We start from the raw sequence: 24,174 nt of genomic DNA on the forward strand, positions 1-24,174 counted from the left end.
CGCCCATTCCCCGAAAGGAGGCGTCGACGCGCATCAGACGGACTAGTGCGCGTACTCCTTTCGGACTAGGTCTATCTCCGCGCACGCGGACGAACTTGAGGCCCGACTACGCGCCCCGCGTGCCGGAGGGTTCAGCAAGGCATGTCCGCATTGCGGCGTGCATAGCAGAACCACGTCACCGCCGCGCACAGCGCATAGAAGGCGATGAAGCACCAGAGCGCGGTGTCGGGCGAGCCGGTCATGCTCATCGACGTGCCAAAGCTGCGCGGAATGAAGAAGCCGCCGTACGCGCCGATTGCACCGGCAAAGCCGAGCACCGCCGCCGATTCTTTTCCCGCTTCGTGCAGCGCCTGCTTTTTCGCCGAGTCGGATTCGCCTTCGGCTTCGCGCTGCTTCTGCGTCAGGAAGATCACCGGGATCATGCGGAAGGTCGAGCCGTTGCCGATGCCCGTCAGCGCGAACAGTGCGATGAACATCGCGAGGAAGCCGGCGAAGTTGCCGCTCGCGCCGTCGTGCGGCAGAAACGCCATCACGCCGAACACCGCCGCGATCATCGCGATGAAGGTCCACAGCGTCACGCGCGCGCCGCCGAGGCGATCCGAGATCCAGCCGCCGACCGGCCGCGTGAGCGCGCCAGCGAGCGGCCCGAGGAACGCGTAAGCAGTGGGATTGACCGATGGGAACTCAGCCTTCGTCAGCAACGCGAGGCCCGCCGAAAAGCCGATGAACGAACCGAACGTGCCGATGTACAACAGGCACATGAGCCAGTTGTGCTTGCGCCGGAATATGACGGCCTGTTCGGCGAACGAGGCTTTTGCATCGGCGATGTCGTTCATCCCGAACCAGGCCGCGAGCGCCGAGATGACGATGAACGGCACCCAGATGAAGCCCGCATTCTGCAGCCAGATGCTGTGCTCGACGCCGTTCACGTCGTAGGACTGGCCTGCGCCCGCGAATGCGCCGAACACGCTCGCCGAGATCACGAGCGGCGTCACGAACTGAACGATCGACACGCCCAGATTGCCGATGCCTGCGTTCATGCCCGTCGCGAAACCCTTCTTCGCCTTCGGGAAAAAGAAGCTGATGTTCGCCATCGACGAACTGAAATTCGCGCCGCCGAGGCCGCACAGCAACGCCAGAACGAGCAGCGTCGGATAGCCCGTCGACGGATCGCGCAGCGCCAAGCCCATGCCGAGCGCTGGAATCAGAAGACTCGCGGTGGAGAACGCTGTAAAGCGGCGTCCGCCGAATATCGGCACGAGAAACGAGTAGAAGATGCGCAGCGTCGCGCCAGAAAGCGGAGGCAACGCGGTGAGCCAGAACAACTGGTCCTTCGTGAAGTGAAAACCACCCTTATCGAGATTGACGACGACGACGCTCCACAGCGACCACACGGCGAACGCCAGCGCGAGCGCGGGAATCGAGATCCAGAGGTTGCGGCGGGCGACCGATTCGCCCGTTGCGCGCCAGAAGGCGGCGTTCTCGGGATCCCAGCGAGTGAGCAGATAGCGTGAAGACATGGTTAGTGCTTGGGTTGAAACGTGAAGTGCATGCAGATGAGACTGACCGCGGTCGCGCCGAACATCAGCATGAAACAGGTGGTACGCACGCCGGTGAGGTCGACGAGCAAACCAAAGAGAATCGGCAACAGGAAGCCGGCAAGTCCGCCCGCGAGGCCGACGATGCCCGACACGGCGCCGATGTTCGTCGAGAACTCGTCCGACACGAACTTGAACACCGACGCCTTGCCGACCGCCATCGCAACGCCGACGACAAACATGAGCACCGTATAGGCGACCGGTCCCATTTCGATGTGGAAGGTGCGCGGGCCGTCTTTCGCGTGGACGACGAAATCCGTCACCGGATAGCTCAGCAGGAAGAAGCACGCGAGCGCGACCCACATGACGATCCAGGTCGTGCGGTACGCGCCGAAGCGGTCCGACATCCAGCCGCCGAGCGCGCGCAGCACGCCGCCCGGCAACGAGAAGCAAGCGGCTAGAAACGCGGCCTGTTCAATGCCGAAGCCGTACTGATTCACGTAGTACTGCGGCATCCACAATGCGAGGCCGACGTAGCCGCCGAACACGACCGAGTAGTACTGCGCGTAACGGAGCACGCGCCGGTCTTTCAGCACGGTCATCTGCGGGGCGAAACTCTGCGTGCTGGCGCTGCGATGCGCGGGATTGGACGCCGACACGAACCAGAAGACGATCGCGGTGAAGAGCATCGCGACGGAATAGACCTTCGGCACGATCGTCCATGTGCCCGCCGCGAGAATCAGCACGGGCGCGACGAACTTGGTCAGCGCCGCACCCGAATTGCCCGCGCCGAAGATGCCCATCGCGAGGCCTTGACGCGACTTCGGGAACCAGCGCGCGACATACGGCGTGCCGACTGAAAACGACGCGCCCGCGACGCCGACGAACAAGCCGAGCACGAGGAATTGCCACAGTTCCGTGGCATAGCCGATCAGCCAGATTGGCGCGATAGTGACTGCCATCGTGCAGAAAAAGACGATACGGCCGCCGAAACGGTCGGTCCAGATGCCGAGCGGCACGCGCAGCAACGAACCCGTGAGCACCGGCGTCGCGGCGATGAGGCCGAACTCGGTATCGGTGAGATGAAGCTGCTTTTTGAGAGGGATGCCGAGAATGGCGAAGACCATCCAGATGGCGAAGCAGATCGTGAATGCGAAGGTGCTTGCGCCGAGCACGCGCCAGGCGCGCGTGTCGGTCGATGCTTTTGTAGCGAGGGTTGAGTCGACGACGCTCATCGTCCTTTCCTTGTCGTTGTAACTTTCCCGACAAGGGTAAGGAGCGTCGCGCGAGACGCCTATCCGCCGTGCGGATGCGGCGGCGCTGTGCCGCTAGCTCATGCGGCGTAGTCCGGACGGAGTAGTGCCTGTCGCGTCACGCGTTCTGCGATGCCAGCGCGATGCAACTCGCCGGATCGATCGAAAAATGGATGGTCTCCCGGACCGGCGTTTTGTGCGATGGATGCACACGCGCGAGCACGATCTCTCCGCCGATCATGAAATCGGTCGTGCCGAAGCTCGAAACGCATCCTGTCGCGTAGCTTTGCGTCGAGGTTCGAGAGCGGTTCGAACACCATGCCGGACTTGCGGCGATTCGGCGGCACAAAGGTCTCGTCGCGCGCCGAGAAAACGGTCACGCCGTTCACCGAAATCGATCCGCCGACCGGACGTTCCAGCCCGGCAAGGAGCGCAGCGTCGTCTTGCTGCAACCGCTCGGGCCGAGCCGCGTGGAACGCGATATGGCTGCTTTCATTGCATCGAATGTCAGTTCCAAGCATGGCGCCCGGTGAGCGCGCCTCTTTGAACCACCGCATCGTCAAAGAGTGTCAACCGACGGTGTAACGGTCAACGCCGGACGCAAAACACCGTTATCCGCAATGACGAATTGCCGCTTCGCCTCGTGCAATTTGAGATAGAGCGATGTTCAGCAGATTCGAACTCGCTGCTTCCGCCGCCGCTGGCTTTTGCCGGCGTCGCATCCGCCAAACAATCCGATCAACACCACCAGCGCGGCATGGCAAAAGTGCGCCACTTCGCCTCTTTGCCGGCACCGAAGCTCAAAGAAGTCCAAATGATTAGCTCTGTCCAATCGCGCCGCCTGTCGTGCGCAGCATGTCTTGCCGTCGTCTTCAGCTTCGTTCTTGGCGGATGCGCCAGTCGAACGCTCGAGCAGACCGCGACCAAGCCAGCTTCGCAAACCGACGCTGCCGCTGCGCCGGCGGCACCTGCCGGCTTCTACCGCGTCACAGGCGCGGACACCCTCGCTTCGATCGCAGCCGCCTACGGTCGCGACCCGAACGCGATTGCCGCCTGGAACGGGCTTTCCGCCAGCACTCCACTGACGAACGGCCAACTGCTGCGGGTCGGTCCGCCATCGGCATCGGTTGCCGGCTCGGACGATTCCACGCAGCGGAGTGTGAACGCAACACGCTGCCGATCCGATTCCTTGTCCTGGCCGATAAAGGGCCCAATCCTGAAGCGCTTCGGTGTGGACGGGGTCCGGGGCGTTGTCATCGGTGGCGCAGCGGGAGACACGATCCGTGCGGCGAAAGGAGGACGCGTGGTGTATGCGGGTAACGAGATCGCGGGCTACGGCAGCCTCGTAATACTGAAACATGACAGTCGCTACCTGACTGCCTATGGCCATATCCAAAACGTTCTGACCAAGGAAGGGGCCGACGTAACGAAGGGGCAAGCCATCGCGACGATGGGCGCTCAAACGAATGGTCAGCCATCGCTGCTTTTCGAGGTGAGACGGGATCGTCAGCCAGTCGATCCCCTGCCCTACCTTTCCGACTGCGCTTCGTGATCCGTCGAACGTCAGGTCAGGTTACTTGCTCTCGAACAAAGCGATATGCACCGAATGAACATGCTTCAGCCGCGCATCCTCAGCGCCTTCGCCTGCATCCTGTTGATCGCCGGATGTGCAGCCTCTCTGTCCGAGCAAGGCAATGAGGGCGCTTCGACAAACCAACCGGCGAGCGCATCGAGCCTTCCGGTTCAATCCGCAAACGACGATTGCGTTTCGACCGAAATCACTTCATCCGACCGGCCGGACGAGACACCGACCGCGCGCGCGTACCATCAAGCCGGGATTGCATCCTGGTACGGGCGAACGTTTCACGGTCGACGCACCGCCAGCGGCGAGCGCTTCGACATGTATGCCATGACAGCGGCACATCGCACGCTACCGCTCGGATCGTGGATCCGCGTCACGCTTCCGGGAGGGAGCCCGTCCGTCCTCGTCCGAATCAACGATCGCGGTCCGGTTTCACGCAACAGAATCATCGATCTGTCATACGGGGCAGCCGCTGCGCTGGGCATTGTCCGGCGTGGTTCGGCCCAAGTCGAATTATCGACCGATTCCGGTTTCCATACTCCGTCGTAGACTGCCGCTCCCATGTCTCGACTCTCACACAAGCGGGCACCGTCCCCCCGCCTCCCACTCACCAAGGCAATGCTCCTTCCATTGCCGCCTATGCACCGCAACTCATGACGCGCCGGTCCTGCATCTTCCTGTTCGTGCTGATCTACCTTCTGGGTTGCGTCCTGGCTGCGATCGACACCAAGGGGAGTCCGATCGACGTGATGCAGGCGACCATGTCCGCATGGAGCGCTTCGAACCGCGAGGCCATTGCCGATGCGAGCCAGCGACGGCGCGATGAAATCGAGCGATCGAATGCCATTCGGGAATCCCGGCCTCTCGCCGGGCTTTAGCGAGAAGAACCGAAGAAGGCGCCTGAGCCGTGGCTTCACCTAGGCACGCGGCTCGGCTCCAACACGTGAGACGATCGAACCCGGCGAAGTTATCGCGGCGATCCATCGCGCGCGGCTCGAACACGCTTTGACGTCGCTTTATCACACTCGCAATTCCATCCCTTCGTTGTAGACTCGCCTGCTCCTTTCGGAGTAGGCAAAAAGTTCCGCCTTCGCGCGACACTCCGTCGCATCAACTTGATCTGAAACAAAATTTCAACCATTCGCGTCATCGCGAAAAATCGCGCGTGGCATGATCTTGACGCGGCGCAAAGCCGTGCAACGGCGTTCTTCCCGGGACGCTTCGATCATCGAAACCAGCGAATGCAATGAATGAAAATACCCAACGTTTAGCAGTGCCATTGTTATCGGGGTTGATAGCCAGTCTTTGTCTTTCGGGATGCAAGCTGGAGGTGTTGGACTCGAAAGGCGTGATTGGCGCAGCGGAATCGTCGCTGATCGCCACCGCGACTTACGCCATGCTTCTCGTCGTAGTCCCGGTGATCCTGCTCACCCTGTTCATCGCATGGCGCTATCGCGCGTCCAACACGAAGGCCACGTATGCGCCGAAATGGGCGCATTCCACGGCCATCGAAGTCGTGGTCTGGGCGATTCCCGCAGCCATCATCCTGTACCTCGGCATCCTCACGTGGAAAACCACGCACGAGCTCGATCCGTACAAGCCGCTGCAATCCGAAGTCAAGCCGATCAACGTCGAAGTCGTGGCGCTCGACTGGAAGTGGCTGTTCATCTATCCGGATCTTGGCGTCGCGTCGGTGAACCAGCTCGCGTTCCCGGTCGGCACGCCGGTGAACTTCCGCATCACGTCCGATTCGGTGATGAATTCGTTCTTCATCCCGCAACTCGGCAGCCAGATCTACGCGATGGCGGGCATGCAGACGAAGCTGCACCTGATGGCCGATCACGCAGGCGACTACGCAGGCATCTCGGCGAACTACAGCGGCAAGGGCTTCTCCGACATGAAGTTCCGTGCACTGGCCATGTCCAACAAAGACTTCGACGCGTGGCTGAAGCAGGTCAAGAACGCGCCCGAGAATCTGAGCATGGACGTCTACGCCGGCGTCGCGCGTCCGAGCGAAAAGGTCGCGGTGCGCTACTTCTCGACCGTCGATCCGAAGCTCTTCAACAACATCGTCGCGAAGTACAACTACGGCAACTCGGTCGTAGGCGCAAATTGTGTAACCAAGGGGTAAGCCATGTTCGGCAAACTAACGCTTGAGGCGATCCCGTACCACGAGCCAATCATCATGGGGGCGACCGTCTTCATGGCGGTCCTCGCGCTCGGTACGGTCGGCCTTATCACTAAACTCGGCAAATGGGGCTGGCTCTGGCGCGAGTATCTGACTTCGGTCGATCACAAGCGCATCGGCGTCATGTATCTGGTCGTCGCCGGGCTGATGCTCGTGCGCGGCTTCGCCGACGCCGTCATGATGCGCGTGCAACAGGCCATCGCGCTCGATGGGCCCGGCTATCTGCCGCCGCATCACTTCGACCAGATCTTCACGGCCCACGGCACGATCATGATCTTCTTCATGGCCATGGCGCTGCTGGTCGCGTTCTTCAACCTCGTCGTGCCCCTGCAGATCGGCGCGCGTGACGTGGCGTTCCCGTTCATCAACTCGCTGTCGTTCTGGATGACGGCCGTCGCCGCCATTCTGATCAACCTGTCGCTGTTCATCGGCGAGTTCTCGACGACGGGCTGGCTCGCGTATCCGCCGCTCTCCGAGACGCAGTTCAATCCGGGCGTCGGAGTCGACTACTATATCTGGGCGTTGCAGTTGTCCGGCGTCGGCACGCTGCTCACCGCGGTGAACTTCTTCGTGACGATCGTGAAGATGCGCGCGCCCGGCATGACGTGGATGAAGATGCCGGTCTTCACGTGGACGGCGTTCTGCTCGAACGTGCTGATCATGGCGACGTTCCCGATCCTGACCGTCGCGCTCGCGCTGCTTGCGCTGGACCGTTACCTCGGCATGCACTTCTTCACGAACGACGGCGGCGGCAACCCGATGGTCTACCTGAACCTGATCTGGGCCTGGGGTCATCCTGAGGTCTACATCCTGGTTCTGCCCGCCTTCGGCATTTACTCGGAAGTGGTCGCGACGTTCTCGAAGAAGCCGTTGTTCGGCTACAAGACGATGGTCTGGGCCACGTGCTGCATCATGGTGCTGTCGTTCCTCGTGTGGCTGCACCACTTCTTCACGATGGGCTCGGGCGCTAACGTCAATGCCTTCTTCGGCATTATGACGATGGTCATTTCCATCCCGACCGGCGTGAAGATCTTCAACTGGCTCTTCACGATGTACCGAGGCCGCGTGCAGATGACTTCGCAAATCCTCTGGACCATCGGCTTCGTCATCACCTTCACGCTGGGCGGCATGACGGGCGTGATGCTCGCGATTCCCGGCGCGGACTTCGTGCTTCACAACAGCCTGTTCCTGATCGCGCACTTCCATAACGCGATCATCGGCGGCGTTGTGTTCGGTTACTTCGCCGGCATTTCGTACTGGTGGCCGAAGGTGTTCGGCTTCAAGCTCGACGAAAAGCTCGGCAAGAGTGCGTTCGTGTGCTGGTTCGTGGGCTTCTTCGTCGCGTTCGTGCCGATCTACATCCTCGGCTTCATGGGTGCGACGCGCCGCCTGAATCACTACGACGACCCGTCGTGGCAGCCGTTCTTCATCGCCGCTGCCGTGGGCGTGGGCATCATCGCGCTGGGTGTCGTGTTCCAGGTCGCGCAGATCGTGGTCAGTATCATCCGCCGCAATCAGCCTGCGTATCGCGATGTCACCGGCGATCCGTGGGGTGCGCGCACGCTCGAGTGGTCCATCAGCTCGCCGCCGCCGGTCTATAACTTCGCGAATATTCCCGCTGTGCGCGAACTCGACGACTTCGCCGATGCCAAGGAACACGGCCGCATCGATACGCGTCCGTACCGCGACATCCACATGCCGTCGAATACGAGCGCGGGTCTGGTCATCGGCCTGTTCGCGCTGGCCTTCGGTTTCGCGGCTATCTGGCACATCTGGTGGCTCGCGGCTGCAAGCATGGTCGGCATCTTCGCGACGGCTATCGGTTACAGCTTCCGCGATAACGCCGGCTTCATCATCCCGGCCGCGACCGTGAAGTCGACCGAAGAGCGCAATCGTCCGCCGAAGACGCCTGCGAAGGCCGGCTCGGCTCGCGAACTCGAACTGGAGGCAATGTAATGTCGCAATCGACGCTATCCGCGCAACACGCGCATGGCCATGAGCACGAGCACCAGTCGCATTCGGTGTTCGGCTTCTGGGCCTATCTGATGACCGACTGCGTGCTGTTCGCGTCGCTCTTTGCAACCTTCGCGATGTTCGCGATGCAGACCGCAGGCGGCCCGACGCCCAAGGATCTCTTCAACCTGAAGGACGTCGCGTACGAAACGGGCCTGCTTCTCACGAGCAGCCTGACCTTCGGTCTCGCGATGATCTCGGCGACGCGCCGCAAGTCGGGCGCGGTGCTCGCGTGGCTGTTCGTCACGTTCCTGCTGGGTGCGGGCTTCCTGTTTCTGGAAATGCAGGAGTTCGCGCATCTGATCGCTGAAGGCGCGGGTCCGCAACGCAGCGCGTTCTGGTCGGCGTTCTTCACGCTCGTCGGCACGCACGGTTTGCACGTGTCCATCGGCATGATCTGGCTGGTCGTGTTGGCCGTGCAGATCGCACGCAATCCGCAAATGAACGAACGCGAATTGCGCCGTCTCGCTTGCCTGAGCCTTTTCTGGCACTTCCTCGACATCGTCTGGATTTGCGTGTTTTCCTTCGTCTACCTTGGGAGCGTCGTCTGATGGCACATGCTCATACCGAAACAAGCGATTTCCCGCACGTCACCGTGCGCGGTTATCTCATCGGCTTCGTGCTGGCTGTCGTGCTAACTGTGGCGTCGTTCTGGGCCGCGACCTCGGGCGCGTTCAAGGGCGAAAGCGCGATCGTCGCGCTCGCCGTGCTGGCCGCGGTGCAGGTGATCGTGCATGTGGTGTTCTTCCTGCACGTCAATTCGTCGAAGGGACAGCGCTGGCATGCGATCTCGTTTGCCTACACCATTCTTATGTCGCTGATTCTTATCGTCGGCACGGTTTGGGTGATGCATAACGTGCACATGCTAATGATGGCGCGCTAATCGCTCGGCTTCATCGCGTGATCTAAGGCGGACCTGCCGGTCCGCCTTTTTTTTCGTCCGTCGAAAAGGCGGTATCTGCACGAATTCATCATCCGTTGAAGAATCTTGACAATTCGCGGAACGAGGAAGAATATCTGTCCATAATTTGATTCACGAATCCACAGTATGGACAAGGAGACGCGATGACCGCGCCGAAACCCGCGGCGGATGCCATGACGCCGTATCAACTTCCCCTCCCTAAAGAAGCGCAAAAGGAAATCGTCGTGCCGAGCGCGATTCCCGCCGACGAGCGCGAATGGGTGCCGCAGGCCGAAAACGTCTGGTTCCGTCCACTGTGTCTGAACGTGTCGACCGGCTACTGGATGAACCTCCTGCGCGTGCGCAAATCCGGCGTGCTGTCGCGTCATCGTCATCCGCAGGCGGTCCACGGCATGGTGCTCAAAGGCCGCTGGCGCTATCTCGAACATGACTGGGAAGCTACCGAAGGCAGCTATGTCTTCGAGCCGCCCGGCGAAACGCACACGCTCTATGTTCCCGAAGACGTCGAGGAAATGATCACGTACTTCCAGGTGAACGGCGTGATGTTCTATTGCGACCCGTACGGCAACTACACCGGCTACGAAGACGTCTTCACCAAAGTCGACATGTGCCGCAAGCATTACGAATCGGTCGGACTCGGTGCCGACTTCGTCGATCAATTCATTCGCTAGCATCCACCCAAACTCAACCCTCTAACAGACTCGACAGAGCATTCGGAGGAGACAACATGCTGGAAAAATCACCGCGCCTGAAGCGCATTCAGTGGGTCGCGCTCACTTTTCTGACGCTCGCGGGCATCGTGAATTATCTCGATCGCAGCACGCTCTCGATCGCGAATCACTCCGTCACGCAGGAGCTCGGCCTCTCCGCCTCGCAGATGGGCCTGCTGCTCTCCGCGTTCTCGTTCGCGTACGCGTTCTCGCAGTTGCCCATCGGCGTGATGCTCGACCGCTTTGGCGCGCGCATCATGCTCGGCCTCGGCATGTTCGTGTGGTCGGTCGCGCAGTTGTTCGGCGGGCTCGTCACGAATCTGCATCAGTTTCTCGCGGCGCGCATCGCGCTCGGCATCGGCGAGGCGCCGCAATTTCCGGCGGGCGCAAAGGTCGTGTCCGAATGGTTCGCGCAACGCGAACGCGGCAAGCCGACGGGCATCTTCGTCACGTCATCGACCATCGGACCCGCGCTCGCGCCGCCCATCCTCACCGTGCTCCTGCTGTCCTTCGGCTGGCGCAACATGTTCATCATCATGGGCGCGCTCGGGATTGCGGTGTCGATCGGCTGGTACATCGTCTATCGCAACCGGAAGGACGTGAAGCTCGAATCGCAAGAACTCGCGCATCTGACCGAGGGCGAACCGGCGCAGCGCAAGGAACGCAACATGACGTTCGCGGAATGGCGCGGCCTTTTCGGCAAGGCGACGACGTGGGGCATGATCTTCGGCTTCATGGGCGTGATCTACATGGTGTGGCTGTATCTCACGTGGCTGCCCGCGTATCTCGAACACGAGCGTCATCTGACGATCGCGAAGACCGGCTGGGTCGTGACGATTCCGTATCTCGCGGGTACGCTCGGCATGCTCTCGTCGGGCTTCATCGCCGATGGTTTGATGGCGCGCGGCGTCGCCCCGATCCGCAGCCGCAAGTGGCCGATCTGCTCGGGACTCATCGGCGCGGCGCTGTTCACCGTGCCCGCCGCGTTCACGCCGAACCTGACGCTCGCGATCGCCTATCTGTCGGCCGCGATGTTCTTCGTCAACATGGCGAGCGGCGCCGCGTGGGCGCTCGTTTCCGTTGCCGCGCCGCGCCACATGGTCGCGTCGCTCGGCAGTATCCAGAACTTCGGCGGCTACTTCGGCGGCTCGTTTGCGCCGTTCATCACGGGCCTCGTCGTCGACAAGACGCATTCGTTCGTGAACGCGTTCCTGATCAGCGCGGGCGTCGCGTTCGCTGCTGCGCTCGTCTACATGTTCGTCGTGCGCGCGCCGATCGAGGACGCGGAGCGCCAGACCGAACCCGTTCCCGCCGTATGAATCGCACCGATATGACTTTTCAAGCTGATCTCTTCAAGGGCAAGACCGTCGTCGTGACCGGCGGCACGCAGGGCATCGGCGCGGGCATCGCGCAGCAATTCGCGGCGCTCGGCGCGCGCGTGATCGCCGCCGGCCTAGCGCCGACCGACGCGCCCGGCATCGAAGTCGTCGAACTCGATGTCGCCGATGCCGCCAGCGTCGCCGCGCTCTTTGCGCGTATCGATTCGCTCGACGTGCTCGTCAACTGCGCGGGCATGATCCGGCGCGGCGACGAGCACGACATCGAAACATTCGAGCGCGTGATCGCGGTGAATCTCAACGGCACGATGCGCATGTGCGCCGCCGCCCGTCCACTGCTCGCGCGCAGCAAGGGTTCGATCATCAACACGGCGTCGATGCTGACGTTCTTCGGCGGCGGACTCGTGCCCGCGTACAGCGCGAGCAAGGGCGGCGTCGCGCAACTGACGAAATCGCTGGCGATCGCCTATGCCGGCGAGGGCATCCGCGTGAACGCCGTTGCGCCCGGCTGGATCGCGACGCCGCTCACGCAAGCGCTGCAGAACGACGACGGCCGCTCGCAGGCGATCCTCGACCGCACGCCGATGAAGCGCTGGGGCTTGCCGGAAGACGTCGCGCGCGTGACGGCGTTTCTCGCGTCACCGGCGGCGTCGTTCATGACGGGCGCGATCATACCCGTCGATGGCGGCTATCTCGTGGCATGATTCCCGCATCATGCCCTCAGACACCGCTTCCCTCGACGCCGCCAAGGCCACCGGCACCGCCGCCTTCTCGAAGTTCATGGCGGTGCTGCAACTCATCGCCGATGCCGGCGAACCGCCGACCATCGCGCGTCTCACCACGGCGAGCGGTTATCCGCGTCCGACGGTCTATCGCATCGTCGGCGCGCTAATCGCGGAAGGCCTGGTCGTCGAAAGCGTGCGCGGCGGATGTTACGCGCCCGGCCCGCGGCTGATGTCGCTCGCGAGCCGCAGCTGGGAGCGCTCCGATTTGCGCATCGCGGCCACCGACGCGTTGCAGGCGCTGCGCGACGCGACGCAGGAGACGGTGCATCTGGCAGTGCGCAGCGGCTCGGAGATGGTGTACATCGAGAAGCTCGAAAGCCCGCATGCGGTTCGCATGGCGTCGCGCATCGGCACGCGCGTGACGCTGTATTCGAGTTCCGTCGGCAAGGCGTATCTGTCGACGCAATCGCCCGCCGAACGCGATGCATTGCTGCATGGCCTGAAGTTCGAACGCTTCACACCGAACACGATCACCGATCGCGCCGCGCTCGACGCCGAACTCGATGCAACTCACGCGCGCGGCTATTCGGAAGACCGCGAGGAAAACGAGGCGCAGATTTTCTGCTACGGCAGCGCGATCGTCGGCGCGAATGGCGTGACGCTCGGCTGCGTGAGCATCAGCATTCCGCTGTTCAGAAAGAGCGCGACGCCGCTCGAAACCTACGTCGAGCCGCTGAAGGACGCGTCGCGCGCGATCGCGGAGCGTATGTCGCCGGGTACGCGTTGACGCGCTAATGCCCGCGCCTTGGCTCGGAACCAGCGCCCCTCAGTCCCGCCGAAACGCGCCCGTCGCATCCGCCCGCTGTGCGATAAGCCGCGGCAGACGCGGCAGTGTGTGCGGCCAGTGCGTCGCTTCGTGCGCAAAGCGCGCCGCCATGCTTCTGAAGCCGATCTGATCCGCCGCGAGCCGCACGATGACCCTGCGCGCGATCTTCCATACGTCGACGTCCGGCGCGATGTCCTCCGCAAGGCGCTCGATGCGTTCCGCCGAACGCGCGAGCAGCACCGCGCGCGACGCGATGCGCCCGTGCGACGCGCTGAACATATGTTCGGCGGGCGCCTTGCCGATCGCGCCGAACAGATGCGCGACACCGACCTTGCTACGTGCGTGCGGCGAGGCAAAGCGCTCGGCTTCGCGCCGATACGTCGCTTCGACGCGCACTTCGTGATGCGTCGCATGCGTCTCGGGCCGGCCGTGCTCGAGATGTGCGCGCGCGGCCGCCTTGTGATCGCCCTCCATCAGCGCATGCGATACGCCGACGATGAAGTCGCGCTCGTGCGCCGCGAAGAACATCATCGGATTGTCGGCTTCCAGCACGATCTGGCCGCGCGTCTCGCCTTCGATGCCCACGCGCGCGCCCGCCGCGTCCAGTCCCGCGTGATACAGCCCGACGCCCAGGGCCATTTCGAAGAACGCTTCGATGAGCGTCGCGAGGACATCGGCCTGATCGAGCCCGCATGACGCGAGCGCTTGCGCATCCGACAGTGCGGCCGTTTCGATCGCGCGTGTCGTCAGCACCGAGTCGTTGCAATAGTCCCAGAGCACTTCAGGCACGGCGAGACGCGCGTCGTCGCGCAGGCGAAAGCGCAAGTAGCTCTGATCGGCGGCGCGCTGGCGCAAGTCGATCATCGCATCGACGCTCTCGCGTGAACGGTACACCCATTCCACCGGATGCATCTCGCGCGCCTTCGCCGAACGGCGTTCCGCGAAACGCGCAGCCGCGAGCGCGAGGTCGAGATCGTCAGCGAGTTCGGCATGCGCGTCGGCGCGCAATAGCGTGACGCGCACCGCCATATCGCGGAGGCGCGCACGATGCGTCTGCTCCGCGATGCCCGAGCGCAACGGCACCGCGCTCAACTCGGTGAGTTCGAAGGAAAGCGCGGGCGGGAATGTGGCTCTGCAAGCGTCGCGAAAGCGCGTTGCGTCGTACGGCGTGAAGAGCCCGTCGAGTTCGGACAGCGCGACGCGCACCGCCGTTTCGGCAAGCGCCGGATGACTCGCGAGCGCGCCGGACGCGTTCTCCAGCACGCGCGAAAGTTGCGAGAGCGCGGGCACGCCGGCTGCCAGCGGCGCGGCGCGCGCGCCATGCGTGGCGAAGAAGCGCGCGACGCGCGTCATCGCTGCGCCGTCGCCGGTCAGATGGCTTTCGCGGACGAACGCCCGGCCAAGACGCCAGAGCGTCGCGAGTCGTCGGACTGACAAATTCGGGCTCGCTGAAAGTGAGTTGAAACCGCTGAAAGGCTGCGATGCCGCCGTGCGTGGCATCCGGATTGCTGACTGTGTAACACGATTCGTTCCTGCATGCACGCGGACGAAACGAAGCCTTCCTCATTTACTTCGTGATCCTTTTTAAATGACGACTTCTTCCTTACGCGAAGCGCTGACGAACGAATCCGGCGTGCGAAGCTTCATCGTCGCGCACGACGATGCGATCGCGTTCGAACATTATCGTGAGGACGTGACGCCGGAATCGCTCGAAAACATCAACTCGGTCACGAAGACCATCGTCGCGCTTGCCGTCGGCGCGGCGCTTCGCGAAGGCGCGCTTCCGCCGCTCGATACCCCCGCCGCGCGCCTTGTGCCGCCCATGTGCGACACGGCGCTCGATCATCGCGTGCAGCGCATCACGCTCAGGCATCTGCTCACGATGACATCGGGATTCGAATGGGACCAGCGCACCATCGACGACTGCGTGCTCGGCAGTTGCGAGCGCTTCTCGGACGATGAAAGCCGGCTGCGCTTCATTCTCTCGCGGCCCTTCGCGAGCGAGCCGGGCACGCGCTTTCAATACGATTCGCACGCGGTCCAGTTGCTGTCGCTGGCGCTCGAATCCGCGACGGGGCGCACGCTCGCCGATTACGCGCGCGACACGCTGTTCGCGCCGCTCGGCATCGAAGCGAGCGAATGGATCAGCGACGAGGACGGTCACACGTTCGGCGGGCGCGGTCTCCTGCTGCGCGCACGCGACATGATTTCGCTCGGCCTTCTGATGATGCATCGCGGCGCATGGCGTGGCGCGCGCATCGTCGACGAAGCGTTCATCGACGATGCCATGTCGGTGCAAAGCGACGGCGGCCCGCCGATGGACGCGCAATACGGCTATCTCTGCTGGATCGATCCGCGTTATGTCTTCGCGGCGGGACACGGCGGCCAGTTCATCTTCATCGCGCAACGAGAGCGGATCGTCGCGGCCACGACGTGCGACAGCGGCGATGCACATCGCAACATGCGCGACCTGTTCGAGCGTCATGTGCTCGACATGGCGTGAAAGAGACGGCGCGACTGTATCTTTTTGTCGATGCACATTTCGGATTAATCTCAATACGGTATCTTATAAATGCGTCGCCTGGACGCATTCACATCAAGATCGAGAAAACTTCGAGCGCCGTGCACGAAGACTCATAACGATAAAAAGAGAGGCGCCATGCAACACCATTCCGAACCGCCGATGGCGAAAGCGATGTACATCCTTGGGCAGATCGGCGCGATCATCTGTCACGAACGCGGGCCGCGCCCGCAGACCGCGGTGCTGACGAAAATGGCATCGCGCCCCGCCGAGGGTTTCTCGATAGCTGTTGCGAGCATGAACGAAATGTGCCCGCCGCGGCGCGGAGAGCGCCGCGCGCTGCTGCAATGGAAGCACAAGGAGATCGGACGCCTGCGCCGCATGCTGCCCGATCCGCTGCCGACGGCTGCATCCGCGCATACGCAGATGCCGTTCTGGGCCGGCTATTGTCAGTACTGGGAAGACATGTTGAAAGCGGACGCAGCGCGCGATGTCGAACCATTCGCGCCGAAGCTCGAACTCGTTCAGCGCAAGCGCACCGATGCATGATCGCCCTCGCCTTGACGCGCCGAGAAATAATCGCGCAGCACCGCGATCATGCCGTCGAGTTCGGTCGGCTTGACAAAGTAGCCGTTGAAGCCGGTGCGCTGCGCGCGCGACAGATCCTGCGGATCCGTGCAACTCGTATGCGCGAGCAGCAACATCGACAGATCGATGGCGCGGATCGCTTCGGCCGCTTCCCAGCCATCGCCGAGCGGCATCATCAGATCGAGCAGTACGACGCCCGGCCGCCACTTGCGCGCGAGCGACACGGCGTCGAGGCCCGTGTGCACCGCGCGCACGGTGAAGTCGGCGTCTTCGAGCGCGAGACAGATCGCGCGCGTCGCGTCCATGTCGTCATCGGCGATGAGCACGCGCGGCTCGTCGCAGCACGTCGCGCGCGGCGGAATCTGCCACAGCGCTCGCGTGGAAACACGTTCGTGTCGTTGCATCGTTCGGGCCTCGGAATGAACGGAGATGAGAGCAACGATCATTCCCTCGCGGGCCCGCAAAAGCGTGGCGTCAGGCGGCATGCGGCGCGCCGACGTTACACTTCGGGATTACCCGGTGGCTGTCGCGGCGCGTCGATGCACGCGCGCCGTGCAGGATTTGCATCGTCGTCGCATGAGCGTCGACGATGGTGCATTCATCTCCAAACGAGAGGCTAATCGATGTTCGTCGTGTATTGGCTTGGCGACAACCCTGACGCCGAAGGCGCGGCACGCTACAAGCGCTTCGATGCGAACGCGCTCGCCGATGCGCTGCGTTTCGCCGAAGACCTGCGCCGCCGTCAAGCCGCTGGCGAGAACATCGGCTTCGTCACGCTATGCAGTGAAAACCCGCATTCGGTCGGCAAGCCCGGCGTCGCCGATCCGCCCGCCGACTACGACTGGAAAAAGCGCAGACGTTAGTTTTGCGCGGTCGCGGATGCGTCGTCCTGCCATCCGCCGCCGAGCGACTTGTACACGGCGATGAGATCGGTCGTCACGTTGACGGTCGATTGCGCGAGCTGCTCGCGCGTCTGCGCAAGCTGACGTTCGGCATCGAGCACGGTCACGAAAGGCGTGAGTCCTTTGCGATAACTGTCCGTCGCGAGTTGCAGGCTGACGCGATTCGCCTCGACCGTGCGCGTGAGCGCCGCGCGCCGGTCCTGTTCGGTCCGATACGAAACCAGCGCGTTATCCACTTCCTGCAACGCGTTGAGCACCGTCTGCCGATACTGCAACGCCGCTTGCCCCGCCTGCGCCTTCGCCACGCGCACGTTCGCGCGCAACGCGCCGCCTTCGAAAATCGGCAGCGAAATGCTCGGCCCGACCGACCAGAACAGGCTCGACCAATGCGCGAGATAGCGCGCCTTCGTTGCACGCGTGCCGACCTGCCCAGTTAGTGAGATATCCGGATACATCTGCGCCACCGCGACGCCGACTTCAGCGGTCGCGGAATGCAGTTGCGCCTCCGCGCGGCGAATGTCTGGACGACGGCGCGCGAGCGTCGACGGCAAGCCGATCGGCACGACCGGCGGCACCGGCGGCAACGCGCGCGCATCGGACAGTTCCGCGTCGAGCGTGCCCGGCGCGTTGCCGGTGAGCACGGCGAGACCGTTCATCGCCTGCGCGATCTGCGCATCGAGCGTCGGCAGTTGCGCCTGCAACGATCCGACTTGCGCGCTCGCGCTCTGCACGTCCTGCTGGCTCGTCAGGCCGACGCGCGCCTGTTCGCGCGTGAGATCGAGAATCTGCTCTTCGGCGTCGATCTCGGCGAGTGTGATCTGCTTGATCGCCTGCGCGCCGCGCAATTGCGCATACGTGCGTGCGACTTCCGATTCGAGCGAAACGAGCGCGTCGTTGCGACTTTCGATTTCAGCCTGCGTCTGCGCATTCGCCGATTCCACCGAACGCCGCACGCGGCCAAAAAGATCGAGTTCCCACGATGCGTCGAAGCCGTCCTGAAACAGCGTGACCGGACCGGTCGCGGAATCGAGTCCCTGACGGATCTGCGCGCCGTTCGCGCCGAGACCGTCGAGCTTGTCGTACACGCCTTGCGATTCGAGCAGGCCTTTCAAGCCGAGTTGCTGACGCTTCACGCTCGCATTCGCGCTCAACTGCGGCAAGCCCTGCGCCGCCGCCGACACGCTCTCTTCCCGCGCCGCCGCGATGCGCAGCACCGCGCTCTGCAAATCGAGATTGCCCGCGATGGCGCGTTCGATCAGCGCATCGAGCGTCGCATCGTTGAACTGCTTCCACCAGCGCGGATCGGGATCGGCGGAAGTCTGCGCCGTCGATGGCGCGTCGGCATGGGGCACGCGCGGATCGTCCGGCGCGTTCTGCGCGCGCTGCGTGTCGCGCCAGTTAGCGGGAACATCGGCTTTCGGCGGCGTGAAATCCGGGCCGACCGCGCACGCGCTCAATGCGAGCGCGAACATCGGAATGAACGGAATGATTGGACGCAGCTTCATCTCAATGCCCTCCCGCCTGGCCCGAAGCCTTCACGGGCGAAAAGAAAAACGTGAGCGGTATGAACATGAACGCGAAGATCGCGCACGCGGCGAACACGTCGAGATACGCGAGGATGGTCGCCTGCGATACGAGCGTCTTGTACATCTGCCCGGTCGCGGCGGACATCGCTTGCGACATCGTCTGGCCACTGTCCATCAGCGTGCGCGCGATGCGTTGCACCGACTCGTTGTACGGCTGATTGAGCGGCGTCAGATGCTCGACCATATGCGCCATGTTCGCCTGCGTGCGCTCGCGGATCATCGCGGTCGCGAGCGAGATGCCGATCGATCCCGCGACGTTGCGAAACATCGTGAAGAGCGCGGAGGCATCGTTGTTCAGCGACTTCGGCAGTGACAGATACGCGAGCGTCGTGACCGGCACGAACAGAAAGCCGATGCCGATGGATTGCGCGCTGCGCATCTTCGTCAGCGTCACGTAATCGACGTTCGGCACGAGATGATGCGAATACAAGAGCGCGCATCCCATCAGAAAGAAGCCGAACGCGACGAGAAAGCGCGTCTGGATCACGTTCATCAGCTTGCTGACGACGGGAATCAGGAACACGATGCAGATCGCGCCCGGCGAGAGCACGAGGCCCGCGAGCGTCGCCGTGTAGCCGAGCTGCTGTTGCGCGAGCTGCGGTATCAGCACGGCGCTGCCGTACAGCACCGATGCGAATCCGACGATAGCCGCCGAACCGAGCGCGAAGTTGCGATCTTTCATCACGCGAAGATCGACGACGGGCCGCTTCGCGTACAGCAGCCAGAATGTCGCGCCGACGATGCCTACCGCCGCGAGCACCGCGAACGTCACGATGAAGTTCGACGCGAACCAGTCGTCGTCCTCGCCGCGATCGAGAAATACTTGCAGACAGCCGAGCCCGAGCGCGATGAGGCTGATGCCGACCACATCGATGCCGATCTTCTTCGGGTCTTGCCGTTTTTCCCACGGCGGATCTTCGACGAACTGCATCACCGCGATGGTCGTCAGCACGCCCACCGGCACGTTGATGAGAAAGACCCAGCGCCAGGTGAAGTTATCGGTGATCCAGCCGCCGAGCGTCGGTCCGAGCACCGGCGCGACGACGATCGCGACCGCCGAGATCGAGAACGCGCGGCCGCGCTGCTCGGGCGGAAAGGTATCGAGAATGATCGATTGCTGGCTCGGTTGCAGGCCGCCGCCGAAGAAGCCCTGCAGAATCCGGAAGACGATCAGTTCACCGAGATTCGACGCGATGCCGCACATGAACGAGCAGACCGTGAACGCCCCGATGCAGATGAGAAAGTAGCGCTTGCGCCCGAGTATCTTCGAGAAGTACGCCGAAAGCGGCAGCACGATGCCGTTCGCGACGAGATAGGACGTGAGTGTCCACGTCGCTTCGTCGTAGCTCGCGGACATCGTGCCGGAAATGTGCGGCAGCGCGACGTTCACGATGGTCGTGTCGAGCACTTCCATGAACGCCGCGAGCGTGACGACCACGGCGATGAGCCACGGATTCGCGCTCGGCTTCCAGCCGCTGTGGTCGTGTTCCGCGGTGCTGTCGCTCATGATGTCAATGGCGCAGCATGACGGTCGGCACGACCGAAAGCCCGAGCGGCAGCGATGTGCCCGGCTTCAATCCATCGTCGATGACGATCTTCACCGGCACGCGCTGCACGATCTTCACGAAGTTGCCCGTCGCGTTTTCGGCGGGGAACGCGGAGAAGCGCGATCCGCTGCCGAGCTGCACGCTGTCGACGTGGCCGTGCAGCTTCATGTCGGGATACGCATCGACGTCGATATCGACCTTGTCGCCCGGCTGCATCCGATCCAGTTGCGACTCCTTGAAGTTCGCGCTGATCCAGACGCGCGTCGTGACGAGCGAAAGTATCGACGTGCCCGCCTGCAGGAACGTGCCGTATTGCACGTTGCGCTTCGTGATCCAGCCATCGGCGGGCGCGCGCAGTTCCGTGTACGAGAGATTCAGTTGCGCCGATTCGACTTGCGCCTGCGCCTGCCGCACTTGCTGACGCCGCTCCTCGACGGTCGCCACGACTTGCGCGATCTGCTGCGGCACGAGGCTCGCGGTGCGGACCTGCGCACGCGCCTGCGCGACGTTCGCCTGCGCGCTCTTTTGCTGCGCGTCCGCGGTGTCGATGTTTTGTTGCGACGTCGCGCGGATATCGACGGAATGCTGCCGCTCGTACGCCGCGCTCGCCTGCGCGAGATTGGCGCGCGCGTTGAGCTCCTGCGCCTGGGCCTCTGCGAGCTGCGCTGGATACTGCACGCGCGCCACTTCGAGCTGCGTTTGCGCCGCGTGCAGTTGCGCCTGCGCGAGACCGAGCTGCGCGTTGGCCTGATCGAGTTGCGCCTGATAATCGCGCGGATCGATCCTGATGAGCAGATCGCCTTTGTGCACGAAGCGGTTGTCGTCGATGTTCATCGTCACGACATAGCCCGATACCTTCGGCGCGATCGTGACGGCATCGCCGTCGGTGTAGGCGTCGTCGGTGCTGACCTGATTGCGCGTCAGGAACCACCAGACGAACGCGCCGATCGCCAGCACCACGACGACGACGCCCAGAATGATCAGCGGCTTTTTGCCGGGCTTCTTGCGCGCTTTGTCTTCCGCTTTGTCTTCCGCTTTGTCGCCGTCGTCTTTCGCGTCCTTGCGCTCATTCTCGCGCGCTTCGTCTTGAGTATCGGAGTCGTCTCGGTCTGACATCGCCGCTCGCTATCGGGTAATCGGGTGAGACCCGGACGAACGCCGGGCGAAGTTGCGCGAATGCCGGAGCGCTCGGACGCTCGATCAAGGCATTCGGAAGGCACACGATCAGCAAACGGTATTCCCTTACGGTTTCGATACGCGAAGGCGCAGCGGCGCGGGCGCAATGGCCAGCGATCCAGTCGCTTTGTAAAAGATGCAATTGCGCGCTCATTTCCCGCTAACTTTGCGAGCCGATCATCCGCTCTGAACCAAACAGACGGAGACTCATCATGTACAAGCACATTCTCGTCGCGGTCGGCACGAGCCTCAGCGAAAGCGCCCTGACCACCGCCATCACGCGCGCCCGCGACTGCAACGCGCGGCTGACCGCGCTGCACATCGTCGATCAGGCGCCGTGGTGGGCCATCGTCACCGCCGACAGCAATCCGGGCGAAACGCTCGATGTCATCGAGGATCACGCGCGCGCCGTCACGCACTATGCGGCGCGATTGATCGATAGCGCAGGCATCGACGGCATTGCGCGCAGCGTCACGCAGCCGCTCGACGGCACGAGCGTCGGCGAACTGATCGCGCGCGAGGCGAAAGCGGCGGGCGCGGATCTGATCGTGCTCGGCGGCGAGGCGGAAACCGGCTGGCGGCACGGCGAAGCGCGTCTGCGCGATGTAGTGTGCTCGCACGCAACATGCGACGTGCTGATCGCGGCGCACGCGAGCGCACCGCTTTCCGCAGGAACCGATCACGCGCGCGTCGCCGCTTCGTCGGCCTGCGCTGGCACGCGCGTATCACATCGTCAGAGCGCGCCGCGCAAGTGAGCTGCAAGCTGCACGATGCCGATCGAAATCTGCTTCTCACGTTTCGGATCGAGCCGGCCGACCGGCACGCTCGTCGATACCGCGACGCGCTTGCCCGCCGGCGTCATCCCGACGTAAGCCGCGAAACACGCGAGGCCTTCCGCGACTTCCTCGCGCTCGACCGCGAGACCGCTCGCGCGAATCGACGCGAGTTCGCGCAGTAGCGCCGCGCGCCGCGTGATGGTGCGCGGCGTCACCGCTTCGAGACGGTCGGGCAGGCGCTCGATCACGGCTTCATCGGTCATTCCGGAAAGCAGCGCCTTGCCGAGCGCGCAGCAATGCGCGGGCAGACGCGAGCCGAGATCCGACACGAGCCGCACCGGACGATGCGCGTCCTCGCGCGCGATGTAGACAACCTGCACGCCGTCGAGCACGGCGAGCTGCACGACCTCGTTGTGCTTGTTGATGAACGCGCCGGCGCCTTCGCGAAACGCGGCTTGCAGCTTGTCGTGCCGCACATAGGCGTTGCCGAGCTCGAAGAGACCGACGCCGATCATGTAGCCGTCGTCGCGCTTTTCGATCCATTGCATGCGCGCGAGCGTTTCCAGCATCAGATAAAGCGTGCTGCGCGAGAGGCCGGTTTGTTCCGCGAGCGCGGCCGCACGCACCGGTTTCGCGGCGGCGGCGAGCGCTTCGAGAATGTCGCTGGCGCGGCGCAGCGCGGGAACGTCGTAAGTTTTTTCCATGACCGCATTATTCCAACGGGTTGGACATTTAATCAACCCAATGGACACTCTTCGACACGCGGGCTACGATCGGCATTCCTCTCCCGCCTGTCATCGCATTCATGCAAACCGTCAACGTCTCCTCCTGTCTGCCCGAAGATTTCGCCGACGCCGTGCTGATCGGCCGTGTCTGGCGCCCTGCGCCCGTGAACGGTCCCGCCGTCGTCGCGGTGCGCAAGGGCGAAGTGTTCGACATCACGCGCGCCGCGCCGACCACCGCCGACCTCTTCGATCACGCCGATGCGCTCGACATCGCCCGCAACGCCGAAGGCGAGCATCTCGGCAACGTTCAGGATCTGCTGCAAGCGACGCTCGATGCATCCGCCGGCGGCCTGCGCCTGCTCGCACCCTGCGACGTGCAGGCGGTGAAGGCGTGCGGCGTCACGTTCGCGGTGAGTTTGCTGGAGCGCGTCATCGAAGAGCAGGCGGGCGGCGACGCAAGCCGCGCGCAGGAAGTGCGCGACACGATCAACAAGCTGATCGGCGCGGATCTGTCGAAGATCGAGCCCGGCTCGGACGCCGCGATGAAGCTGAAGGCCGAACTGGAGCGTCGCGGCGCGTGGTCGCAATACATGGAAGTGGGCATCGGGCCGGACGCGGAAGTGTTTTCGAAGTCGCAGCCGATGTCCTCGGTCGGGTTCGGCGCGGATGTCGGCCTGTATCCGACGTCGAAATGGAACAACCCGGAGCCGGAGATCGTGCTGGCGGTGAATGCGCGTGGCGAGATCGTCGGCGCGACGCTCGGCAACGACGTGAATCTGCGCGATATCGAAGGCCGCAGCGCGCTGTTGCTGGGCAAGGCGAAGGACAACAACGCGTCGTGCGCGATCGGCCCGTTCGTGCGTCTTTTCGACGAGCGCTTCACGCTGGATTCGGTGCGCGCGACGAGCGTGTCGCTGCGCATCGAAGGCGCGGACGATGGCTTCGTGCTCGAAGGCGTGAGCCACATGAGCGAGATCAGCCGCGATCCGGCGGATCTCGTCACGCAGACGCACGGCGCGCATCATCAGTATCCGGATGGATTCATGCTGTTCCTCGGCACGATGTTCTCGCCGATCAAGGACCGCGACACCGAAGGCGGCGGCTTCACGCATCATCTCGGCGATGTCGTGACGATCTCGACGCCCAGTCTCGGCGCGCTCGTCAATACGGTGAAGCTGTCGACGGAAATCGAGCCGTGGACGTTCGGGGTGCGGGCGCTGTATCGGAGTCTTGCGGCGCGGGGGCTGGTTTAACGCGCT

At 63.3% G+C, this 24,174-nt stretch carries 25 protein-coding genes; 16 read left to right on the plus strand and 9 right to left on the minus strand.

Annotated features, from left to right (window positions below; genetic code table 11):
* Positions 1-131: 131 nt before the first annotated feature.
* The 3 genes from NCR93_RS23315 to NCR93_RS23325 all read right to left on the minus strand — a co-directional run bounded on the left by NCR93_RS23315 (position 132) and on the right by NCR93_RS23325 (position 3,312).
* Complete coding sequence (locus tag NCR93_RS23315) at positions 132-1,520, minus strand: NarK family nitrate/nitrite MFS transporter (RefSeq protein ID WP_034472401.1); 1,389 nt, start codon at positions 1,518-1,520, stop codon at positions 132-134.
* A 2-nt stretch (positions 1,521-1,522) separates the two neighbouring features.
* On the minus strand, positions 1,523-2,773 hold the full coding sequence (locus NCR93_RS23320; RefSeq protein WP_175982655.1) for an MFS transporter: 1,251 nt from the start codon (positions 2,771-2,773) through the stop codon (positions 1,523-1,525).
* Positions 2,774-2,871: 98 nt separating this feature from the next.
* A complete protein-coding gene (locus NCR93_RS23325; protein ID WP_241814158.1) occupies positions 2,872-3,312 on the minus strand; it encodes a P-loop NTPase family protein in 441 nt (146 codons plus the stop codon).
* Positions 3,313-3,419: 107 nt separating this feature from the next.
* Between NCR93_RS23325 and NCR93_RS23330 the strand changes: the two genes are divergently transcribed.
* The 11 genes from NCR93_RS23330 to NCR93_RS23380 all read left to right on the plus strand — a co-directional run bounded on the left by NCR93_RS23330 (position 3,420) and on the right by NCR93_RS23380 (position 13,055).
* Complete coding sequence (locus NCR93_RS23330) at positions 3,420-4,343, plus strand: peptidoglycan DD-metalloendopeptidase family protein (RefSeq protein ID WP_241814157.1); 924 nt, start codon at positions 3,420-3,422, stop codon at positions 4,341-4,343.
* Positions 4,344-4,397: 54 nt separating this feature from the next.
* Positions 4,398-4,922: a septal ring lytic transglycosylase RlpA family protein gene (locus NCR93_RS23335; protein ID WP_372492540.1), complete on the plus strand. Its 525-nt coding sequence runs from the start codon at positions 4,398-4,400 to the stop codon at positions 4,920-4,922.
* A 104-nt stretch (positions 4,923-5,026) separates the two neighbouring features.
* The gene (locus NCR93_RS23340; RefSeq protein ID WP_175982657.1) at positions 5,027-5,251 is read left to right on the plus strand and encodes a hypothetical protein; all 225 of its coding nucleotides are present in this window, start codon (positions 5,027-5,029) and stop codon (positions 5,249-5,251) included.
* Positions 5,252-5,619: 368 nt separating this feature from the next.
* A complete protein-coding gene (gene cyoA / locus NCR93_RS23345) occupies positions 5,620-6,504 on the plus strand; it encodes a ubiquinol oxidase subunit II (RefSeq protein WP_175982658.1) in 885 nt (294 codons plus the stop codon).
* Between the two features lie 3 nt (positions 6,505-6,507).
* Entirely contained in the window at positions 6,508-8,517 is a 2,010-nt protein-coding gene (gene cyoB, locus NCR93_RS23350) for a cytochrome o ubiquinol oxidase subunit I (protein ID WP_175982659.1), read from the plus strand.
* Entirely contained in the window at positions 8,517-9,125 is a 609-nt protein-coding gene (cyoC, locus tag NCR93_RS23355; protein WP_008349103.1) for a cytochrome o ubiquinol oxidase subunit III, read from the plus strand. The genes cyoB and cyoC overlap by 1 nt, the downstream gene beginning before the upstream one ends.
* Positions 9,125-9,457, plus strand: coding sequence for a cytochrome o ubiquinol oxidase subunit IV (cyoD, locus tag NCR93_RS23360; protein ID WP_008349105.1), 333 nt, complete (start codon positions 9,125-9,127; stop codon positions 9,455-9,457). Before cyoC ends, cyoD begins: the two co-directional genes overlap by 1 nt.
* Before the next feature lie 182 nt (positions 9,458-9,639).
* Complete coding sequence (locus tag NCR93_RS23365) at positions 9,640-10,167, plus strand: 2,4'-dihydroxyacetophenone dioxygenase family protein (protein WP_175982660.1); 528 nt, start codon at positions 9,640-9,642, stop codon at positions 10,165-10,167.
* 56 nt (positions 10,168-10,223) lie between these two features.
* Entirely contained in the window at positions 10,224-11,525 is a 1,302-nt protein-coding gene (locus NCR93_RS23370; protein ID WP_008349109.1) for an MFS transporter, read from the plus strand.
* Positions 11,526-11,536: 11 nt separating this feature from the next.
* On the plus strand, positions 11,537-12,247 hold the full coding sequence (locus NCR93_RS23375) for an SDR family NAD(P)-dependent oxidoreductase (RefSeq protein WP_175982661.1): 711 nt from the start codon (positions 11,537-11,539) through the stop codon (positions 12,245-12,247).
* A gap of 10 nt (positions 12,248-12,257) precedes the next feature.
* On the plus strand, positions 12,258-13,055 hold the full coding sequence (locus NCR93_RS23380) for an IclR family transcriptional regulator (RefSeq protein WP_175982662.1): 798 nt from the start codon (positions 12,258-12,260) through the stop codon (positions 13,053-13,055).
* 39 nt (positions 13,056-13,094) lie between these two features.
* On the opposite strand, the gene NCR93_RS23385 is transcribed toward NCR93_RS23380, so the two are convergent.
* A complete protein-coding gene (locus NCR93_RS23385) occupies positions 13,095-14,531 on the minus strand; it encodes an AarF/UbiB family protein (RefSeq protein ID WP_175982663.1) in 1,437 nt (478 codons plus the stop codon).
* 151 nt (positions 14,532-14,682) lie between these two features.
* On the opposite strand from NCR93_RS23385, the gene NCR93_RS23390 reads away from it, so the two are divergent.
* Both NCR93_RS23390 and NCR93_RS23395 read left to right on the plus strand, forming a co-directional pair.
* Positions 14,683-15,597 (plus strand): serine hydrolase domain-containing protein, encoded by a 915-nt coding sequence (locus tag NCR93_RS23390; RefSeq protein WP_175982664.1) that lies wholly within the window; start codon positions 14,683-14,685, stop codon positions 15,595-15,597.
* 156 nt (positions 15,598-15,753) lie between these two features.
* Entirely contained in the window at positions 15,754-16,164 is a 411-nt protein-coding gene (locus tag NCR93_RS23395) for a hypothetical protein (protein WP_175982665.1), read from the plus strand.
* Here NCR93_RS23395 and NCR93_RS23400 read toward each other — a convergent pair.
* Entirely contained in the window at positions 16,140-16,607 is a 468-nt protein-coding gene (locus NCR93_RS23400; RefSeq protein ID WP_175982666.1) for a response regulator, read from the minus strand. The genes NCR93_RS23395 and NCR93_RS23400 overlap by 25 nt on opposite strands.
* Positions 16,608-16,826: 219 nt before the next feature.
* Here NCR93_RS23400 and NCR93_RS23405 point away from each other — a divergent pair, with 219 nt between their 5' ends.
* A complete protein-coding gene (locus tag NCR93_RS23405; RefSeq protein WP_175982667.1) occupies positions 16,827-17,066 on the plus strand; it encodes a hypothetical protein in 240 nt (79 codons plus the stop codon).
* Here NCR93_RS23405 and NCR93_RS23410 read toward each other — a convergent pair.
* Genes NCR93_RS23410 through NCR93_RS23420 form a run of 3 tightly spaced genes read right to left on the minus strand, consistent with a single transcriptional unit; the run spans position 17,063 to position 21,354 of the window.
* A complete protein-coding gene (locus tag NCR93_RS23410; RefSeq protein ID WP_175982668.1) occupies positions 17,063-18,610 on the minus strand; it encodes an efflux transporter outer membrane subunit in 1,548 nt (515 codons plus the stop codon). The two genes, NCR93_RS23405 and NCR93_RS23410, sit on opposite strands and share 4 nt — an antisense overlap.
* A 1-nt stretch (position 18,611) precedes the next feature.
* The gene (locus tag NCR93_RS23415) at positions 18,612-20,198 is read right to left on the minus strand and encodes a DHA2 family efflux MFS transporter permease subunit (RefSeq protein ID WP_008349125.1); all 1,587 of its coding nucleotides are present in this window, start codon (positions 20,196-20,198) and stop codon (positions 18,612-18,614) included.
* Between the two features lie 4 nt (positions 20,199-20,202).
* On the minus strand, positions 20,203-21,354 hold the full coding sequence (locus NCR93_RS23420; RefSeq protein ID WP_175982669.1) for an HlyD family secretion protein: 1,152 nt from the start codon (positions 21,352-21,354) through the stop codon (positions 20,203-20,205).
* A 272-nt stretch (positions 21,355-21,626) separates the two neighbouring features.
* Here NCR93_RS23420 and NCR93_RS23425 point away from each other — a divergent pair, with 272 nt between their 5' ends.
* The gene (locus tag NCR93_RS23425; RefSeq protein ID WP_175982670.1) at positions 21,627-22,169 is read left to right on the plus strand and encodes a universal stress protein; all 543 of its coding nucleotides are present in this window, start codon (positions 21,627-21,629) and stop codon (positions 22,167-22,169) included.
* Here NCR93_RS23425 and NCR93_RS23430 read toward each other — a convergent pair.
* Positions 22,148-22,894, minus strand: a complete 747-nt coding sequence (locus tag NCR93_RS23430) for an IclR family transcriptional regulator (protein ID WP_008349131.1) — start codon at positions 22,892-22,894, stop codon at positions 22,148-22,150. The two genes, NCR93_RS23425 and NCR93_RS23430, sit on opposite strands and share 22 nt — an antisense overlap.
* A gap of 101 nt (positions 22,895-22,995) precedes the next feature.
* Here NCR93_RS23430 and NCR93_RS23435 point away from each other — a divergent pair, with 101 nt between their 5' ends.
* The gene (locus tag NCR93_RS23435) at positions 22,996-24,168 is read left to right on the plus strand and encodes a fumarylacetoacetate hydrolase family protein (RefSeq protein ID WP_008349133.1); all 1,173 of its coding nucleotides are present in this window, start codon (positions 22,996-22,998) and stop codon (positions 24,166-24,168) included.
* Positions 24,169-24,174: the final 6 nt, after the last annotated feature.

The sequence above is a fragment of the Caballeronia sp. ATUFL_F1_KS39 genome (assembly GCF_023630985.1).
Lineage (GTDB): Bacteria > Pseudomonadota > Gammaproteobacteria > Burkholderiales > Burkholderiaceae > Caballeronia > Caballeronia zhejiangensis.

Bases quoted from the DNA above. Each gene is read 5' to 3' on its own strand.
- NCR93_RS23315 (WP_034472401.1), bottom strand. From the start codon at position 1,520: ATGTCTTCACGCTATCTGCTCACTCGCTGGGATCCCGAGAACGCCGCC.
- NCR93_RS23320 (WP_175982655.1), bottom strand. From the start codon at position 2,773: ATGAGCGTCGTCGACTCAACCCTCGCTACAAAAGCATCGACCGACACG.
- NCR93_RS23325 (WP_241814158.1), bottom strand. From the start codon at position 3,312: ATGCTTGGAACTGACATTCGATGCAATGAAAGCAGCCATATCGCGTTC.
- NCR93_RS23335 (WP_372492540.1), top strand. From the start codon at position 4,398: ATGAACATGCTTCAGCCGCGCATCCTCAGCGCCTTCGCCTGCATCCTG.
- NCR93_RS23340 (WP_175982657.1), top strand. From the start codon at position 5,027: ATGACGCGCCGGTCCTGCATCTTCCTGTTCGTGCTGATCTACCTTCTG.
- cyoA (WP_175982658.1), top strand. From the start codon at position 5,620: ATGAATGAAAATACCCAACGTTTAGCAGTGCCATTGTTATCGGGGTTG.
- cyoB (WP_175982659.1), top strand. From the start codon at position 6,508: ATGTTCGGCAAACTAACGCTTGAGGCGATCCCGTACCACGAGCCAATC.
- cyoC (WP_008349103.1), top strand. From the start codon at position 8,517: ATGTCGCAATCGACGCTATCCGCGCAACACGCGCATGGCCATGAGCAC.
- cyoD (WP_008349105.1), top strand. From the start codon at position 9,125: ATGGCACATGCTCATACCGAAACAAGCGATTTCCCGCACGTCACCGTG.
- NCR93_RS23365 (WP_175982660.1), top strand. From the start codon at position 9,640: ATGACCGCGCCGAAACCCGCGGCGGATGCCATGACGCCGTATCAACTT.
- NCR93_RS23370 (WP_008349109.1), top strand. From the start codon at position 10,224: ATGCTGGAAAAATCACCGCGCCTGAAGCGCATTCAGTGGGTCGCGCTC.
- NCR93_RS23375 (WP_175982661.1), top strand. From the start codon at position 11,537: ATGACTTTTCAAGCTGATCTCTTCAAGGGCAAGACCGTCGTCGTGACC.
- NCR93_RS23380 (WP_175982662.1), top strand. From the start codon at position 12,258: ATGCCCTCAGACACCGCTTCCCTCGACGCCGCCAAGGCCACCGGCACC.
- NCR93_RS23390 (WP_175982664.1), top strand. From the start codon at position 14,683: ATGACGACTTCTTCCTTACGCGAAGCGCTGACGAACGAATCCGGCGTG.
- NCR93_RS23395 (WP_175982665.1), top strand. From the start codon at position 15,754: ATGCAACACCATTCCGAACCGCCGATGGCGAAAGCGATGTACATCCTT.
- NCR93_RS23400 (WP_175982666.1), bottom strand. From the start codon at position 16,607: ATGCAACGACACGAACGTGTTTCCACGCGAGCGCTGTGGCAGATTCCG.
- NCR93_RS23405 (WP_175982667.1), top strand. From the start codon at position 16,827: ATGTTCGTCGTGTATTGGCTTGGCGACAACCCTGACGCCGAAGGCGCG.
- NCR93_RS23410 (WP_175982668.1), bottom strand. From the start codon at position 18,610: ATGAAGCTGCGTCCAATCATTCCGTTCATTCCGATGTTCGCGCTCGCA.
- NCR93_RS23415 (WP_008349125.1), bottom strand. From the start codon at position 20,198: ATGAGCGACAGCACCGCGGAACACGACCACAGCGGCTGGAAGCCGAGC.
- NCR93_RS23420 (WP_175982669.1), bottom strand. From the start codon at position 21,354: ATGTCAGACCGAGACGACTCCGATACTCAAGACGAAGCGCGCGAGAAT.
- NCR93_RS23425 (WP_175982670.1), top strand. From the start codon at position 21,627: ATGTACAAGCACATTCTCGTCGCGGTCGGCACGAGCCTCAGCGAAAGC.
- NCR93_RS23430 (WP_008349131.1), bottom strand. From the start codon at position 22,894: ATGGAAAAAACTTACGACGTTCCCGCGCTGCGCCGCGCCAGCGACATT.
- NCR93_RS23435 (WP_008349133.1), top strand. From the start codon at position 22,996: ATGCAAACCGTCAACGTCTCCTCCTGTCTGCCCGAAGATTTCGCCGAC.